Here is a 15,222-nt window from a genome sequence, read left to right as displayed (position 1 = left end):
TCGTGGATCAACGACGGGCACGTGGACTGCGCAACCGCCAGGCGCTGATACATGCTGCGCTGGAACTGTTTACCTTGCATGGCTACGAGGCGACCACCGTCGAACAGATTTCCGCGGCCGCGGGTGTGGCTCCGCGCACGTTCTTCCGTCACTTCGCCACCAAAGATGACATCCTGTTTGACGGATATGTCGAACGGCTCCGCGAGGCCACCCGCAGGTTTCGCGCCTCGCACTCGAGCTCGTTGTGGGGAGCGCTCTTCGAGGCGTCTTCGGCTGTTGCAGAGGCGATTATGAACCAGCCGGAGATCTTCGTGGTTCGCGCGCGGATGTACCACAGCGTGCCGCCATTGCGCGCGACCATGTTGCGGATCAACGAGGACTGGATTGACCAGCTCACCGCCGAGGTTGCCCGGTGGCTGAACAGCGATGCGGATTCAGACCTGTGGCCCCGACTGGCGGCGGCGTTGATCAACGGCGCGAATCGCGCTGCCATTGATGCCTGGGTCGCAGGTGGCGGGGAGGGCGATCTGTGCGAATTGATGGCCGAGTCCGTGGAACTGGTGCGGCCGTCCATCGAGGCGATCGAGCGCTGCGCATCGACCGGAGGACATGGGGATGGACAGCGTGTCGGCTGAAGCCCGTCCGCTCGCGGTCGTCACCGGAGGGGCGCGGGGAATTGGGGAGGCGATTGTCGCGGAGTTGATATCCGCCGGTCACCGGGTGATCGCCATGGATATCAATGCGAAAGCCATTGCACGGGCTGGTGACTCCGATGTCGCCCGATCGGGCTTGCTCATCCCGCTGGAGTTGTCCATCACCGACCGTGCCGCGGTGGAAGATGCGCTGTCCGGCCTGGCCGAACAACATGGGCCTGTCAGTGCGCTGGTCAACAACGCCGGGATGACGCTACCGGGATCGTTTCTCGATCAGACCGATGAGGACTGGGACCGCATCGTCGACGTCAACCTCAAAGGCACATTCGTCGTCTCGCAGGTTGCCGCCCGACAGATGGTGGCCGACGGCGGCGGGTCGATCGTCAACATCAGTTCGGTGTCGGCCCACGGGGTGCGGACCGGCCCGCCGGCTTACGCGGCCGCCAAGGCCGGAGTGGAAGGCCTGAGCCGACTGATGGCTGTGCAGTTGGGGGAGCACGGCATTCGGGTGAACACCGTGGTTGTTGGGACCACGGCGACACCGTGGCTGTTGTCGCGCAAGAGCGAGGAAGAATTGGCGAGGATGCGTCAGAGCACCCTGACCGGGCAGATCGGCGATCCGGGTGATGTGGCCGCAGTGGTGGCATTCTTGTGTTCACCCGCAGCAAAACACGTTACCGGTCAGTTGATTTCGGTGTCAGGGGGCCAATGGATGCCGTGAACGCCAAGCCAAACGGTCGCTACGAGTCGAGGTCAGGGGATGCCGTGGAACTGAAGAGAATCCTGTTCGAGGTCAGCGAGCACGTCGCAACGATCACCATCAACCGTCCGGAGCGACTCAACGCCACCGACGACCTGACCCGTACCGAACTCGGCACGGCTTGGGCGCGGGTGCGTGATGACCCGGACATCCGGGTCGCCATCATCACGGGCGCCGGCGACCGCGCCTTCTCCGCGGGGCAAGACATCCGCGCCACCGCGGAAAGCGGTATCCGCAACAAGGTTCCAGGTTCGCGGCTGCACCACAACGTCTGGAAACCGGTCATCTGCGCGCTCAACGGAATGGCGGTCGGCGGCGGTTTACATCAGGTCGCCGACTCCGACTTGATCATCGCCGCCGAACACGCGGAGCTGATCGACACGCACCTTGCGGTCGGCAACGTATTCGCGCTCGAGGCAGCCGTGTTGCTGCGCAGGATGCCGCTTTCGATGGTCATGCAGCTTGCGCTGATGACCAAGAAGGGGCGCATCAGCGCCCAACGCGCCCACGAGATCGGTTTGATCAACGAAGTCGTACCGGCCGATCGCCTGCAGGAGCGGGCACGCGAAATCGCCCTCGACATCGCCAAGCTTTCGCCGGCCACGGTGCAGGCGTCTGTCAAGGCGATGTGGGCCACCCTCGACGTCGGACTACATGCGGCCAACGACGTGGCGTACCGCTATGTGCTGCAGCACCAGCTGACTCATCCCGACTATCGGGAAGGGATGCTGGCCTTCGCCGAGAAACGTGAACCGCGGTGGGTCGTTGAATGACCGGCGCAAGTCAGCCAAGTCAGCCCAGCCGGCCGCGGCGAACGTTCAGCTACGACCCGCTGCCGTACCCGGCGGTTGTTCCGGCAATGCTGGCCGCCGTGGTTGCCGCCCACGGTGGTAACGACTTCATCGTCTCCGCGGCGGGTGACGGCAATGTCGAGCGGATCACCTATGCGCAGGCCGATTTCCAATCCGCAGTCATGGCCCGTCAACTGATCGCCGCGGGCGTTACCAAGGGCGTTCGGGTGGGAGTGATCGCGCCGAACGGGCCCCAGTTCGTCGTGGCTCTTCTTGCCGCGACCCGAATCGGTGCGGTGGCGGTGCCGATCAACACGTTCTTTCAGCCGCAAGAGCTGCGGTGGGTACTCCGCGACGCCGACATCCACACTTTGCTGTCCGTGGATTCGCTGTTGGGCAAGGATATGTTGGCGCGGGTGTCCGATGCCGTCGGGCCCGCAGAGAGGCTTCCGACCCCGGGTGGGCAGCTGGCGGTGGCGCTACTCCCGCAGTTACGCAACATTTTACCGCTCGGTGAAACCGACCGAAGCTGGCCGACGAGCTGGCCCCAGCCAGTGCCCGAAGCCTTCCTGCGGGCATGCGAAGCCACTGTGCGCCCGTCCGACGATCTCGTCATCATCTACACATCGGGCAGTACGTCGGATCCCAAGGGCATCATTCACACTCACGCGACCGTGATCACCCATTCGCGTTTCATCGCCACTCAGCACGAGTGGAAGCCGCATGACCGGGTCTACATTCCGATGACCTTCTTCTGGGTCGCCGGGCTGGTCTTCGGCCTGTTGGGACCCATGCAAACCGGGTTGACGATTCTCACCGAGCACAGATTCGACGCCGGCGAAGCGTTACGTCTGCTCGAATCCGAACGGGCCACCTACGCAACGGGTTTCCCGCATGTCGGGACGGCACTGGCCAACCACCCCGACTTCGCGTCCACCGATCTGTCCAGCTTGCGCGAGGGATACCATCAGGTGCTGTTACCGCCAGAATCGCGTGCTGCAGATCCTTCGCTGCGGGTAACACAACTCGGTATGACCGAAACGTGCAGTTCGCACACCTGGTGGCCGCCGCACGAACCGGTTCCGGAGGCAAAGCGCGGCTCGCTCGGCATATCCGGACCTGGCTACGAGCACCGCGTCGTCGACGAAAGCGGTGCGGTGGTGCCAAACGGCACTGTCGGTGAGATCTGCGTGCGGGGTGCTGCGATGATGCGCGGCATGGTCGGACGTCAACATGCGGAACTGTTCGACGCCGACGGCTGGTATCACACCAAGGATGCCGGGTACCTCGATGACGACGGGTTCCTGTACTTCACCGGGCGTGCGGACGAGATGATCAAGACATCAGGAGCCAATGTCGCGCCGCTTGAGGTAGAAGCGGTGCTCGGCCGTATCGACGGGGTCCGGATCGCTTACGTCGTAGGCGTTCCCGACGCCGACAAGGGCGCTTTGGTTTGCGGCGTCGTCGTGCTCAACCAGGGACGCCAAGCGTCGGCGGAAGAATTCACGGCGGCATGCCGAAAAGAACTGGCAGCGTACAAAATCCCGAAAAAGTGGGTCATTCTTCCCGACGCCGAACGGTTGCCCTACACCACCACGAACAAGATCGACAAAAATCGGCTGGTGCAGCGGCTCGCGTCTGGAGAGCTGACGTGACCGAGGGGGAGACGCTGGCCGAACTGCAGGCCCGTGTCGCGCGACTGGAGGCCCTTGACGAGATCCGACAGCTGGCGGCCAAATACGCGGTGGCCCTGGACATGCGCGACTTCGACAGCTTGGCCAATCTTTTCGTCGACGACGTCGGCGTGCCGGGCAAGCGCCGAGGCCGTGCGGCGATGCGAGAGTGGTACGACACCGAGATTCGGCGCTCGCTGATAGGCAGCGCCCACGGAATTCTCGGCCATGTGATCGACATCCACGACGCCGACACCGCCAGCGGGCTCGTTTACTCCCGCAATGACCTCGAGACCGAGTCGGCCTGGGTCATCGAACTGCTGGCATATCTGGACTCATACGTGCGGCGCGACGGTCATTGGTACTTTCTGCGACGCACACCGCTGTTCTGGTATCAGAGCGACATCACCGATCCACCAGTGGGGCCGCACAAGATCCGCTGGCCGGGCGCCGTGCGTCATGACGGTGCATTCCACGATGCATTCCCGTCCTGGGAGGCGTTCTGGAACGCCGACCCGGGACGCTTTGACGCACCCGTGCCCGCTCCGGCTGCCGTAGGGGAGTGGTTACGCACCCTGCGTCGCGGCGCCGACGTACCGCGGGTTAACCCCACCGGTAGAGCCGGAGATCCGAATGACTGACACTAACTTGAATTCCGCCTTCTCCGACGAGCAGAACGAGTTACGTCGAACGGTGCGTTCGTTCCTGGAGGCCAAGGCCAGCGAACCGCAGGTTCGTCGGCACATGGAATTGCCGCTCGGTTACGACCCGGCCCTGTGGGCTCAACTGTCCGACGAGTTGGGCCTGACCGGGCTGGCCATCCCGGAAGAATTCGGGGGGCACGGTTTCACCTTTGTCGAACTCGGCATTGTCGTGGAGGAAATGGGCCGGGCCCTGCTGCCGTCGCCGTATTTCGCATCCATAGTGCTGGGCGCCAACCTGCTCATCCATTGCGGCGATGACGCGGCCCGCCAGCGTTACCTGCCGGGAATCGCATCGGGCACCACCGTCGCGACCCTGGCGGTCACCGAGGAATCCGGCCGTTGGACGCCCGACGCTATCCAGGTGCGGGCGCGCAGGGAAGGCGACGAGTGGTTGTTGGACGGCGCCAAGACGTATGTCGTTGACGGTTGCGCCGCCGACGTACTGTTCGTGGCTGCTCGGACGGAAACCGACCTATCGCTGTTCGCGGTCGACCGGTTCGAGCGCGTCGCGCGCCGGCCGCTGTCGACCCTGGACCCGACCCGCAGGCAGGCACGCATCGAATTCTCTGCCACGCCAGCCACTTTGGTCGGGACCGACGGTAACGCGTGGCCGGTACTGATGCGGACCCTGGCGCTCGGCTCGGCGGCGCTGGCGACCGAGCAGGTCGGTGGGGCGCAGCGCTGTCTCGAGATGGCCGTCGATTATGCAAAGGTGCGCAAACAGTTCGGTAAGCCTGTCGGGTCTTTCCAGGCCATTCGGCACAAGTGCGCCGACGTGTTCGTCGATGTCGAATGTGCCCGCGGCGTAGCGCATTACGCCGTGCGCGCGGCGGCTCAGCTCTCGGCAGATCTTCCGGCGGTGGCGTCGTTGGCCAAGGCCTGCAGTTCGGACGCGTATGCGCGTGCCGCAGCGGCAAATATTCAGATTCACGGCGGGATTGGCTTTACCTGGGAACATCCCGCACATCTGTACTACAAGCGGGCGAAATCCTCGGGGCACCTACTCGGCGACGCCAACTTTCACCGCTCACTGCTCGCCGACGAGGTCGGGATCTGAAGCTCAGAAGTCGGTGCCCCCATCGATGTTGATGGCCGCACCGGTCATGAAGGCCGCCCGATCACCCAGCAGGAATGCAATCAGTTCGCCCGCTTCGTTCGGCAGGCCGCCACGCCTCAGGGCGACCCGCATGTTCCAGTCGGGATTGCTTGCCAGATGCGTATAGATCGCGTCCTCTTCTGGCACACCATATTCCGCCGCGCGCTGGGCGCGAATGAAGTCGTTCACTTCGGTGTCGAAGAGACCTGGGCACACCGTATTCACTCGGATACCGTCGGGGCCGTGCGTTTTCGCCAGAATCTTCGACAGCGTCAGCACCGCGGCCTTGAGCGCGTTATAGGGCGGAATCAAGATCTTAGGTGCCCGGACGGAATACGCGGCCGTAGTCACGATCGTCCCGCCTCCGTTGCGCTGCAAGTGCGGAATGACCGCGCGACACGAGCGGACCGTGCCCATAAGGATCAATTGGTAATACCAGTCCCACGAGTCGTCGCCGTGTTCGAGGAATGGGCCCTGCTGATTCATCGGGCCAGCGGTGACGGCGAGCCCCCGGATCGGACCCAGCGCGGCAGCCGCCTGGTCGATGGCGCGCTGGACGCCGTCACCGGTGGCGGCGATGTCAACGGCGATGCCGACCGCAGCTACGCCGTGCTGGTCGCTCAAGCGCGCGGCCCGCTCGCTGGCACGACTGCCGTCGCGAGCCAGCAGCGCCACGTTGGCTCCATTACCAGCGAGTTGCTCGGCGGCCGCGAACCCGATTCCGGTGGTGCCACCGACCAAAACGAAATTGCGCTCCGCTACGCCCAGGTCCACCCGCCGTCCCTTCTGCGCGCATCGTCCGGGGCACGGTATATGCCCCGGATCAGCATCCTGAACAACAGAACGAATTATGTCATAATGATTACCGCAATCGCGGGTCGCGTAGGGCGGTGCTGCGGCTGGCGGAACAATAGGCGCACGTTTGTCGCGTGGCACGACTATTGGTGAGCGGGTTGGCGTGGCGCGAGGAGCGAGAATGTCGACGGAACGAATCAGCGCAGAGCTCGACTCGGCCGACGAGTTCGACCGCAGGGACCAGATCCTTGAGGCGGCGAACGAATGTTTCGCCCAACTCGGCATTCAGCGGACCAGTGTTCAGGACGTTGCCCGAGTGGCGAGCGTCTCGCGCGGTACGGTGTACCGCTATTTCGAGGACCGTAACGTGTTGATCGGTGCCGCGATTGAGTTCGGTGCGCAGCGTTTTTACCGCGAGGTCGCCACTGCCATGGCAGCAAAGACCACCCTCGCCGAGCAGGTCGGTGCCATGGCGGAAACGCATGCGCGAATACTTCTCGACCATCGCACGCGCAACCGTCTGATGGCTGATGATGCGGAGTTGATGCGGATCATCATCTCCGACGGGGATACGGCTGTTCGCCGCTCGACGGCATTTCTGATGCCCTATGTCCGCGATGCACGGGAACGAGGCGAGGTCGGCGCCGGCGTCGACGTCGCGGCCGCCAGCGAATGGCTGGCGCGGATCATCTACTCGTTCGCTACCGTCAACGAGGCGCAGACATTTGACATGTCCAAACCGGATACCGTTGGGCGCTATGTCGAGACCTTCGCCGTCAACGGCCTACGGTGAGCACGGGCATGGGTGAACGGATTTTGCGCGGAAAGCGTGTCGCGGTCGTTGGTGCGTCAGCCGGCATCGGGCGCGCCTTTGCCGTGCGTGCCGGCAAGGAAGGCGCGGAATTGCTCGTCGCCGCACGCCGCCAAGGACGTCTGGGGGAAGTCGTGGCGGAGGCGGGCCGCGGTAGCACGGTGACCGCCGACGTGCGCAACGCCGACGATTGCGCGCGCATCGCAGCTGCGGCTAGCGACAGGCTGGGTGGCATCGACTTGCTGTTCATCTCAGTCGGCTACGCCCCCTTGCGGATGTTTGTCGACACCTCCGCTGCGGACTGGTTCGACGTGATGCAGACCAACGTGGTCAGCGTCCATCAAGTGATCAGGGCGTGTCTGCCGGTACTCGCGCCCGGTGCGATCGTGGGCGCACTTTCCTCGGAAACGATCGGCCAGCCCAGGCTCGGTCTCGGTGCCTATTCAACGAGCAAGGCCGCCCTGAACGAGAGCCTGAACGCTTGGCGCACAGAGCATCCCGACTTCCGTTTCTGCTGTGTCACGGTGGGTGGCACCGTGCCTACCGAGTTCACGGCGGCGTTCGACAGCGAGTTGCTGGGGACCGTCGTTCAGGACTGGATCGCGCGAGGCCTGCTGCAACAAACAATGATGTCACCCGACGAGGTCGCGGACGTGCTTGCCGGTGTCTTCGCCAGTGCGTTGAACTTTCCTGTCGTCAGTCTCGAGCAGCTGGTGTTGCGTCCGCCTGCAGCGGTGGTGAAACCTGAAATGTCGTGAAAGGTCCACGATGACAGCGCAGGTCGAATCGGCGTGGCCGGATCACCCGGACTACCGGATTGACGTCACCCGGTACCCGCACACCGGTCAGGTGTGGCATGGCGACGTCCTCGTTGCCGAGAGCGACCGCTGCCTACTGGTCACCGAGAGCGACCACGACGACCGCCTGTACTTCCCCGAGTCGGATGTTCGCTGGGATCTCTTCGTGCCGTCGGATCACAGCACTGTCTGTCCTTTCAAAGGTCGCGCGAGTTACTGGACCTTGTCCGCCGCGGACCCTGCGGTCGAGAACGTTGTCTGGGCATACCGCACGCCACTACCCGAGGTGGCCGGGATCGCCGGATACGTATCGTTCTACGACGATGTGCTGCGGGTAGTTGTTGTCGAAAGCTGGCCGGACGGCACGAAAGTTGCCATCAACTTCCCGCTGTGGGGCGACGCCGACGAGCTGCGCCGGCTTATCGATGTCGAGCCCGCAGGCGATGGCCGGTTCACCGGCCCAGCGCATGGGCCGACCCGCCGCAATGTCGTCGAGGGTGGTCAGCTGCTGGGGGAGGCCATCGTTGCCGCCTCCAAAACATTTCCAGCACAACGGGTTACATCCGCATCGATGATCTTCACCAAGGCGGCCTCATTCGATGCGCCGGTGGACCTCACCGTCGATGTACTGCGCCGCGGCAAGTCCTTCTCGTCGGCCGAAGTGCGAATCACCCAGCACGGCAAACTGCGCAGCGCCGGGATCGTCCTTGCGGACTCAGGCGCGCGCGATGTCATACGCGCCACTGAGGGGATGCCGGATGTCCCCGGCCCCGACGCAGCGGTGGCATTTCCGGGCTTCGGGATGACGGGGCGCGAAATCCGGGTGGTGGACGCGGCTTACGACCCCGATCCCGACCGGATTGGCCCTCCGGTGATCAACGTGTGGGTGCGGTTTCGGGAAGGGCCGCGGGATCGGTCCTTGCAGGCGGCCCTGCTGGCGCAGTCGACGACGCACTGGATCATCGCCGCGGGCATGCGACCCCACCGAGGTTTCGGTGAGGCCCGCGCGCACATCACGCTGTCGACCGGGATCATGAAGGCCGACATCGCCTTTCATGACGACGTCGACATCGCGGACTGGCTTTTGTACACCAACCATGCGTTCTGGGCGGGTCGTGGTCTGGTGCAAGGCGACGGGCGGGTTTTCACTCGTGACGGCCGATTGGCCGCGTCGTACACGGTGCAGGCGATGATCCGCGACTTCGCGGCGGATCCTGCCGCCATCGGTCACGACAGCAGGACGGCAATGTAACGGGCCTTGCGCGCCAGCCGCATACAAATACACATAGCCCGCTCCCGCCCTGGATAGGAGGCTCGCTGTCATGACTGCGACCACAATGGCTCTTTCCCGCAACGCTCGGGCGGCCGGTTCGATCGTCAAGCCGTTGGCAGTTTCGGCGCGCCTCAGCCTCGCGGCCGCGGTCCGCACCCGCCGGCTCGGCGAAAAGGCCTACGCCGGTGCGGATATCACCGACTACGACCCGCTGGACCCGATCACTGCGGCCGAACCCCATGAGGCGTATCGGAAGTTGCATGCAGGCGGGCGAGTGCACTACAGCCCGAAGCGCAGCACGTGGATTCTGGCCCGTCACGCCGATGTCCGTGCGGCTTTGACGGACACCGACAAGATCAACAGCACGCAGGGTGTCACCCGGATGAAGTTTTCCATGCCGACGCTGGTGATGACCGACGGCGAGCAACACGCTCAGCTGCGCAAGAAAGTACAGCCCGCATTCACCAAGCGCGCGCTGGATAGCTGGACGCCGATGATCGACGGTCTGGCCCGCGACCTGGTGGCCGACGTACTGGCGAACCCGGGGTGTGACGTCGTCCAAAGGTTGGCCATCCCGATGCCGATCAGGATGATCGCCCATATTCTCGGGGTCCCGGAGCGGGACGTCGACCAGTTCCGACGTTGGTCGGAGGCCGCGATTCGGATCCTTGACTTCGCGCCGACCCTTCCGGCGATGAGCAGATCGGTCAAGGCGGCGGGGGCAGTGATGGCGCTGCGGAGGTACTTCATGGACCAATTCGCCGCCGGCCAACTGAAGGGCGGCGACACGGTGATCGGACGCCTCGTCGACAGTAACGCCGACGGCGCGATGACCGACGACGACCTGTTCTTTTTCGCGTTGTTGTTGCTGATCGCCGGAAACGAGACGACCACCAACCTGCTCGGCGGGTTGGTCGACACACTCGCTCGCTTCCCGGAGCAGTACGACCTGATCCGGGAAAGCCCCGACCTCATCCCGTTGGCGATCGAGGAACAGCTGCGGTTCTCCACGCCGATCCAGAACCTGTACCGCTACACGGTGGCCGACTATCCAGTGGGTGACGTCACGATTCCGGCCGGTTCCCGCGTCATGCTGTCGTTCGGGGCGGCCAACCGAGATCCATTGGTTTACGACAGTCCCGACGACTACCGGGCCGACCGCAATCCTCGTATGCACGTCGCGTTCGGTTACGGCGCGCACATGTGCCTCGGGGCTCCGCTCGCCCGGCTCGAGGCGCAGGCGGTCCTGCGCGAGTTGGTCGAGAACGTGTCGAGGATTTCCATCGAGGGCACCACAACATGGTCGACCAACAGTTCACTGCGGGGTCCGACCCACTTGCCCGCGCGGCTGATACCCGCTTGATCTCCAATCGATGCAGCGAGGAAGGAATCGGATGTCACCTAGCGGCCAGACCGACCGAAATTGGTGGTCTCTGGCGGGGGCGCTCGTCGTGGGAATCGGGCTGGCCCACTTCGTCTTCCCGGCCTATTTCGACCCGATCAACAAGATCGCCTTTCCCGAACACCCCCGGCGGTACACCTACATCAACGGGGGTTTTGAGACCCTGATCGGCCTGACCCTGTTGGAGGCGAGGGAGCGGAATCGCTGGAAGGTCGTCGGCCTCGCGTACGTCTCCTACTTGCTCTTGAACCTGGTCCGTGCCAGGGGTGTATCGCGATTGCGCATCAGCGCAAGCCGTTGACGGCAAATTTCTCCACGTAGCCACGGACGGTCTCGGGCTTCGACATGTCGAAGCTGAGGCCCTGGTTTACCGTGTTGAAGGAGTAGATCATGCGGGCCAACCATTCGCTGGCGGCGGTGATATCGACTCCCGCGCCCACTTCTCCCCGCTTCTGGGCATCGCGCACATAGGGTTCCAAGAACTTTGTGGTGCGCCGAACCGCGGAGTCGCCGTCGGAGATCATGTGTCGCATGAGCTCGGAGTCATCCGCCATGAGCCGGTTGCGGGTACGGTGTTCGAGAAGGATCCTCGCATTCGTCTCGGCCATCGCACCGAGTTGTTCGGCCAGCGTGTTCTTTTGGGCCATCGCGGCGGCGACTTCGCGGTAGAAGCGTTGGGCGCCATGCTCGATGGCGGCCTCGATCAATACGTCGCGGTCGGCAAAATAACGGTAGATGGTGCCGCGGGATACTTTGGCCATCCGCGCGACGTCCTGCACACTGGTGCGATGGATGCCCAACTGGGTAAAGCAGTCGTTTGCGGCGTCGAGAATCTGTTCGCGGCGATCAAACTCGTCGGCGACCTCCGCTTCGCCAGTGGCTCGGTCCGTCAACCTGCACTCCTCCGACCAGCAGTCATAATCCAATTCTTCATGCTACGTGAGGGAGGGGCCCGACCGTTGCAGCGCACCGACCGGCCGACCGCGCCGCCGATGTAAACGATAGTTCGCCACATGTACCCTTGTTGATAATTCGGCCGACCCGGGAACGAGGTCCAAATGGCGCTACTATCGTTGGGCTGCTAGGGCTTTCGTATGGGGGTCGGGCAGGCTGGGTCGGCGAGTGTGGGACCGGCGGACTTGCGCGGTCGGACAGCGATGATCACGGGTGCCAGCGGAGGCATTGGACGGGTGCTGGCGCGGCGATACGCACAGTGCGGTGCCAACGTCGTCCTGGTTGCACGTCGGGCCGAGCAACTTGCGGAGACGGCCCGACTTGTGGCAGACGATGGCGGTGAATCGCTCACGGCGGTTGCCGACATCTGTAATGAGGATCACTGCCGCGAGGCTGTCGGCCAGGCGCTTTCGCGCTTTGGCCGCCTCGACGTGTTGGTGAACAATGCGGCGGTGCCCGGTACGGACCAGGCGGTCAGCGAAGCGACAGTCGCGAATTGGCGCGAGGTGCTCGAGACAAACCTCATCGCACCAATGGTGCTGTCCCGAGAAGCCTTGCGGCAAGCCATGATTTGCAGTGGCAGCGGAAATATTCAGTTCGTTTCTTCGGCCGCGGCGAGGCTGGTGCGCACGGGAAAGGCCCACTATGCGGCCGCGAAGTTGGGACTGAGTGCGCTCGGCCAAACGCTTGCCGTGGAGGTCGGCTCGTTGGGAATCCGTGTCAACACCATCGTGATCGGCGCCGTCGCCGGTGAGTTGGTTGACAACTACGTCGCCAGGTTGGCTGTCCAAGAGTCCGTCGCCCCGGAAAGTGTGCGGCAACGTTTGGCATCGGCGAATGCATTGGCGCGCCTGGTCGAACCGCAGGAAATTGCCGACGTCTCGGTGTGGTTGGCCTCCGACGCGGCCTCGGCGATCACCGGCCAGGACATTTTCGTGACCGCGGGCCAACAACGGTAATTGACAAGCCGGTCCTTGGCCGGCCCAGGGTATGGCCCACTAGGCAGCGCGCTGCGGATCTGCCACAATTGTATGATTGTACGGAAAGTGTTCAACTGTTACATCGTGTCAAGTCTTTTCAAGGAGTCGCCGTTGTCCCGGTTGGAAGGCCGAAACGCGTTGGTCACCGGCGGCGCTCAGGGCCTGGGCCGTGCGATCGCCCGATCGCTCGCCGGCATGGGAGCCCATGTGACCGTCGTTGACCTCAACGAGGCGAAGGGGCGCGAGTGTGTTGACAGTATTGGTGCGGCATCTGGCTCGGCGTCTTTTGTCAAGGCCAACGTTGCGCGCCGCGAAGATATTGAAGCCGCTGTGCACCAGGCAGCCGATCACGGCGACGGCCGGATCGACGTGATGGTCAACGCGGCCCAGTTCTTTGCCATGCCGAAGGCGTTGGAGCTGGTCACTGACAAGGATTGGGAGTTGTCGGAAGCGACGGGCCCAAAAGCGACGTTTCGGTTCATGCAGATCGGCTTCCCGTTCCTGCGCGCCTCCGGCCGGGCATCGGTGATCAATTTCGTGTCAGGGTCTGCACTGGGTGGCATCGCCTACACGGCGCCCTACTCGGCCGCCAAGGGTGCGGTGGCCGCGCTGACCAAGGTGGCCGCCAACGAGTGGGCGCGCCACCGGATCCGGGTCAACGCGTTGTGCCCGTTTGCCCTTACCGAGGCTCAGGAGTCGATGATCGGGACCGAATGGGACAACTACACACGGACCGCAGTCGCGTCGCCGATGAAGCGGGGCGCCGACCCCGAAACCGAGATCGCGCCGGCGGTGGCTTTTTTGGCCAGTGATGATGCGGCCTTCGTTACCGGCACGGTGCTGCATGTCGACGGCGGCATGACCGAGCTGTCGACGGTGGACTACTCGCAATCGCCGGGCGTGTTCGGGTAATCGTTCGACGACACATGACGCAGCAGTCCGACATTCAGCGGCCCTTGCCGGCGCTGACCGAGCTCAATCGGCCGTTCTGGACCTCGGGGGCCGACGGGGTGCTGCGCATGCAGCGTTGCGCCGGGTGCGGACGGCTGGTTCATCCGCCGGCCCTGCGCTGCCCGTACGACCACGCTCTGCTCGAATATGTCGACCTCAGCGGCCGGGGACGGGTCGAATCGTGGACCGTCAATCGTCATCCGTGGTTCCCCGGGTTTCCACCGCCATATCTGGTCGCCTTCGTGAACCCGGTCGAGGACACCAGGGTACGGTTGTTGACCAACCTGGTGAACGTCGATCCCGACGAGGTCACCCCAAACATGCCGGTGCAAGTCGTCTTTGAGCGTCGTGAGGACGGTGAAGACGTGGTGTACATCCCGTTGTTTGAGCCGGAACGTCAATGAAGCGCCCGCTCGATCAGGTCGTCATCAGCGGCATTGGCCAATCGGAGATCGGGCGGCGGTTGGGGCGTGACGGGTTGGAGCTCACCGTCGAGGCATGTTTGGCGGCGGTCGGAGACGCCGGCCTGACGCTGGCCGACATCGACGGCCTCACAACCTATCCGGGAGCATCACAAGCGGGTCCTGGCTTTTCCGGAGCTTCACTGCGCGACATCCATGACGCGTTGGGAATCAAGCCGAACTGGGTCGCGGGGGGAGTCGAGTCGCCAGGGCAGCTCGGCGCGGTGGTCGATGCGATGCTCGCGGTCGCCGGCGGATTGGCCAACCATGTGCTTTGTTGGCGCAGCATCTGGGAGGGCACCGCGCAAGGGGCCGGACGCCGCAGGGGCTATGGGTCCGGCGGCGGACGTCCTAGCGGAATGATGGGCTGGCAGCTGCCATTTGGTGTCACGGCAGCCAATCTCGCGGCGCTGCAGATTCGGGCGCGGATGCTGCGTTATGGATTGACCCGCGAGCAGCTTGCGTCGGTCGCCATCGTCGCGCGCGGACACGCCGCGCTGAACCCCGCGGCGATCTACACCGACCCGCTGGACCTCGATGCCTACCTCAACGGGCGAATGGTGTCCGACCCGTTGTGCATGTTCGACTGTGACATCGCCTGCGACGGCGCCACAGCATTCGTGATTTCGCGCGCCGAACACGCCGCGGGGCTGGACCATCCCGCGGTGGCGGTAGAGGCCCTGGACTGTGCCCACCACGACCGCTTCACCTGGGAAGGCGGCGAAGACATCACCCGCATCAGTTCCCGGTGGTCGTCGAACCTGTGGCAGCGCACCGATTTCACCGTCTCGGATGTCGACGTGGCCTCGCTCTATGACGGGTTCAGCGTCTTCGTCCTGTGCTGGCTGGAAGATCTCGGTTTCTGCCCGGTCGGGGAATCCGGCGCATGGGTCGCTGACACGGCCCGTATCTCCCTCGGTGGTGAGTTGCCGATAAACACCGCCGGAGGACAGTTGTCGGGCGGACGGCTCCACGGCTTCGGGCATCTGCATGAAGCGTGCCTGCAGATTCGCGGTGAAGCGGGTGCTCGACAGGTGGCTGACGCCAGTCTGGCGGCGGTCGGCGTCGGCGCAGCCAACAGCGGGACTACGGCGATGTTGCTGCGACGCGGCTGAGATCGC

Annotated in this window: 17 protein-coding genes; 15 read left to right on the top strand and 2 right to left on the bottom strand. The window is 64.0% G+C overall.

Annotated features, from left to right (window positions below; translation table 11 throughout):
- Nucleotides 1–2: 2 nt before the first annotated feature.
- From BST27_RS04230 to BST27_RS04205, 6 genes are read left to right on the top strand one after another with little or no spacing between them, the layout of a single operon-like run.
- Nucleotides 3–635, top strand: a complete 633-nt coding sequence (locus tag BST27_RS04230) for a TetR/AcrR family transcriptional regulator (protein WP_069419204.1) — start codon at nucleotides 3–5, stop codon at nucleotides 633–635.
- Nucleotides 616–1,374 carry an SDR family NAD(P)-dependent oxidoreductase gene (locus tag BST27_RS04225; RefSeq protein ID WP_232007266.1) on the top strand — a complete coding sequence of 253 codons (759 nt, stop codon included), beginning with the start codon at nucleotides 616–618 and terminating at the stop codon, nucleotides 1,372–1,374. Before BST27_RS04230 ends, BST27_RS04225 begins: the two co-directional genes overlap by 20 nt.
- Nucleotides 1,375–1,418: 44 nt before the next feature.
- A complete protein-coding gene (locus BST27_RS04220) occupies nucleotides 1,419–2,186 on the top strand; it encodes an enoyl-CoA hydratase/isomerase family protein (RefSeq protein WP_069419202.1) in 768 nt (255 codons plus the stop codon).
- Nucleotides 2,183–3,859, top strand: coding sequence for a class I adenylate-forming enzyme family protein (locus BST27_RS04215; RefSeq protein ID WP_079219599.1), 1,677 nt, complete (start codon nucleotides 2,183–2,185; stop codon nucleotides 3,857–3,859). Before BST27_RS04220 ends, BST27_RS04215 begins: the two co-directional genes overlap by 4 nt.
- Complete coding sequence (locus tag BST27_RS04210; RefSeq protein ID WP_069419118.1) at nucleotides 3,856–4,518, top strand: nuclear transport factor 2 family protein; 663 nt, start codon at nucleotides 3,856–3,858, stop codon at nucleotides 4,516–4,518. The genes BST27_RS04215 and BST27_RS04210 overlap by 4 nt, the downstream gene beginning before the upstream one ends.
- Nucleotides 4,511–5,638, top strand: coding sequence for an acyl-CoA dehydrogenase family protein (locus tag BST27_RS04205; protein WP_069419117.1), 1,128 nt, complete (start codon nucleotides 4,511–4,513; stop codon nucleotides 5,636–5,638). The genes BST27_RS04210 and BST27_RS04205 overlap by 8 nt, the downstream gene beginning before the upstream one ends.
- Before the next feature lie 3 nt (nucleotides 5,639–5,641).
- Here BST27_RS04205 and BST27_RS04200 read toward each other — a convergent pair whose 3' ends face one another.
- Nucleotides 5,642–6,451 (bottom strand): SDR family NAD(P)-dependent oxidoreductase, encoded by an 810-nt coding sequence (locus tag BST27_RS04200; RefSeq protein WP_069419116.1) that lies wholly within the window; start codon nucleotides 6,449–6,451, stop codon nucleotides 5,642–5,644.
- A gap of 184 nt (nucleotides 6,452–6,635) precedes the next feature.
- On the opposite strand from BST27_RS04200, the gene BST27_RS04195 reads away from it, so the two are divergent.
- The 5 genes from BST27_RS04195 to BST27_RS04175 all read left to right on the top strand — a co-directional run bounded on the left by BST27_RS04195 (nucleotide 6,636) and on the right by BST27_RS04175 (nucleotide 11,056).
- Entirely contained in the window at nucleotides 6,636–7,265 is a 630-nt protein-coding gene (locus BST27_RS04195) for a TetR/AcrR family transcriptional regulator (RefSeq protein ID WP_249025692.1), read from the top strand.
- A gap of 8 nt (nucleotides 7,266–7,273) precedes the next feature.
- Nucleotides 7,274–8,041: an SDR family NAD(P)-dependent oxidoreductase gene (locus BST27_RS04190; protein ID WP_069419200.1), complete on the top strand. Its 768-nt coding sequence runs from the start codon at nucleotides 7,274–7,276 to the stop codon at nucleotides 8,039–8,041.
- A 10-nt stretch (nucleotides 8,042–8,051) separates the two neighbouring features.
- On the top strand, nucleotides 8,052–9,332 hold the full coding sequence (locus BST27_RS04185; RefSeq protein WP_069419114.1) for a DUF427 domain-containing protein: 1,281 nt from the start codon (nucleotides 8,052–8,054) through the stop codon (nucleotides 9,330–9,332).
- Between the two features lie 70 nt (nucleotides 9,333–9,402).
- The gene (locus BST27_RS04180; RefSeq protein ID WP_232007265.1) at nucleotides 9,403–10,716 is read left to right on the top strand and encodes a cytochrome P450; all 1,314 of its coding nucleotides are present in this window, start codon (nucleotides 9,403–9,405) and stop codon (nucleotides 10,714–10,716) included.
- Nucleotides 10,717–10,747: 31 nt separating this feature from the next.
- Nucleotides 10,748–11,056, top strand: a complete 309-nt coding sequence (locus BST27_RS04175; RefSeq protein ID WP_069419112.1) for a hypothetical protein — start codon at nucleotides 10,748–10,750, stop codon at nucleotides 11,054–11,056.
- Here the strand turns inward: BST27_RS04175 and BST27_RS04170 are convergent.
- Complete coding sequence (locus BST27_RS04170) at nucleotides 11,040–11,648, bottom strand: TetR/AcrR family transcriptional regulator (RefSeq protein WP_069419111.1); 609 nt, start codon at nucleotides 11,646–11,648, stop codon at nucleotides 11,040–11,042. The genes BST27_RS04175 and BST27_RS04170 overlap by 17 nt on opposite strands.
- Nucleotides 11,649–11,912: 264 nt before the next feature.
- On the opposite strand from BST27_RS04170, the gene BST27_RS04165 reads away from it, so the two are divergent.
- The 4 genes from BST27_RS04165 to BST27_RS04155 all read left to right on the top strand — a co-directional run bounded on the left by BST27_RS04165 (nucleotide 11,913) and on the right by BST27_RS04155 (nucleotide 15,216).
- Nucleotides 11,913–12,668: an SDR family NAD(P)-dependent oxidoreductase gene (locus BST27_RS04165; RefSeq protein WP_249025691.1), complete on the top strand. Its 756-nt coding sequence runs from the start codon at nucleotides 11,913–11,915 to the stop codon at nucleotides 12,666–12,668.
- A 105-nt stretch (nucleotides 12,669–12,773) separates the two neighbouring features.
- Nucleotides 12,774–13,601 (top strand): SDR family NAD(P)-dependent oxidoreductase, encoded by an 828-nt coding sequence (locus BST27_RS04160; RefSeq protein ID WP_232007264.1) that lies wholly within the window; start codon nucleotides 12,774–12,776, stop codon nucleotides 13,599–13,601.
- Nucleotides 13,602–13,615: 14 nt separating this feature from the next.
- A complete protein-coding gene (locus tag BST27_RS31210; RefSeq protein ID WP_069419109.1) occupies nucleotides 13,616–14,044 on the top strand; it encodes a Zn-ribbon domain-containing OB-fold protein in 429 nt (142 codons plus the stop codon).
- Nucleotides 14,041–15,216 (top strand): thiolase family protein, encoded by a 1,176-nt coding sequence (locus BST27_RS04155; protein WP_069419108.1) that lies wholly within the window; start codon nucleotides 14,041–14,043, stop codon nucleotides 15,214–15,216. Before BST27_RS31210 ends, BST27_RS04155 begins: the two co-directional genes overlap by 4 nt.
- The last annotated feature ends 6 nt before the right edge of the window (nucleotides 15,217–15,222 follow it).

It is taken from the genome of Mycobacterium intermedium (assembly GCF_002086275.1).
GTDB classification, from domain to species: Bacteria; Actinomycetota; Actinomycetes; order Mycobacteriales; family Mycobacteriaceae; genus Mycobacterium; species Mycobacterium intermedium.
This window is presented reverse-complemented; position numbering and strand designations above follow the sequence as displayed.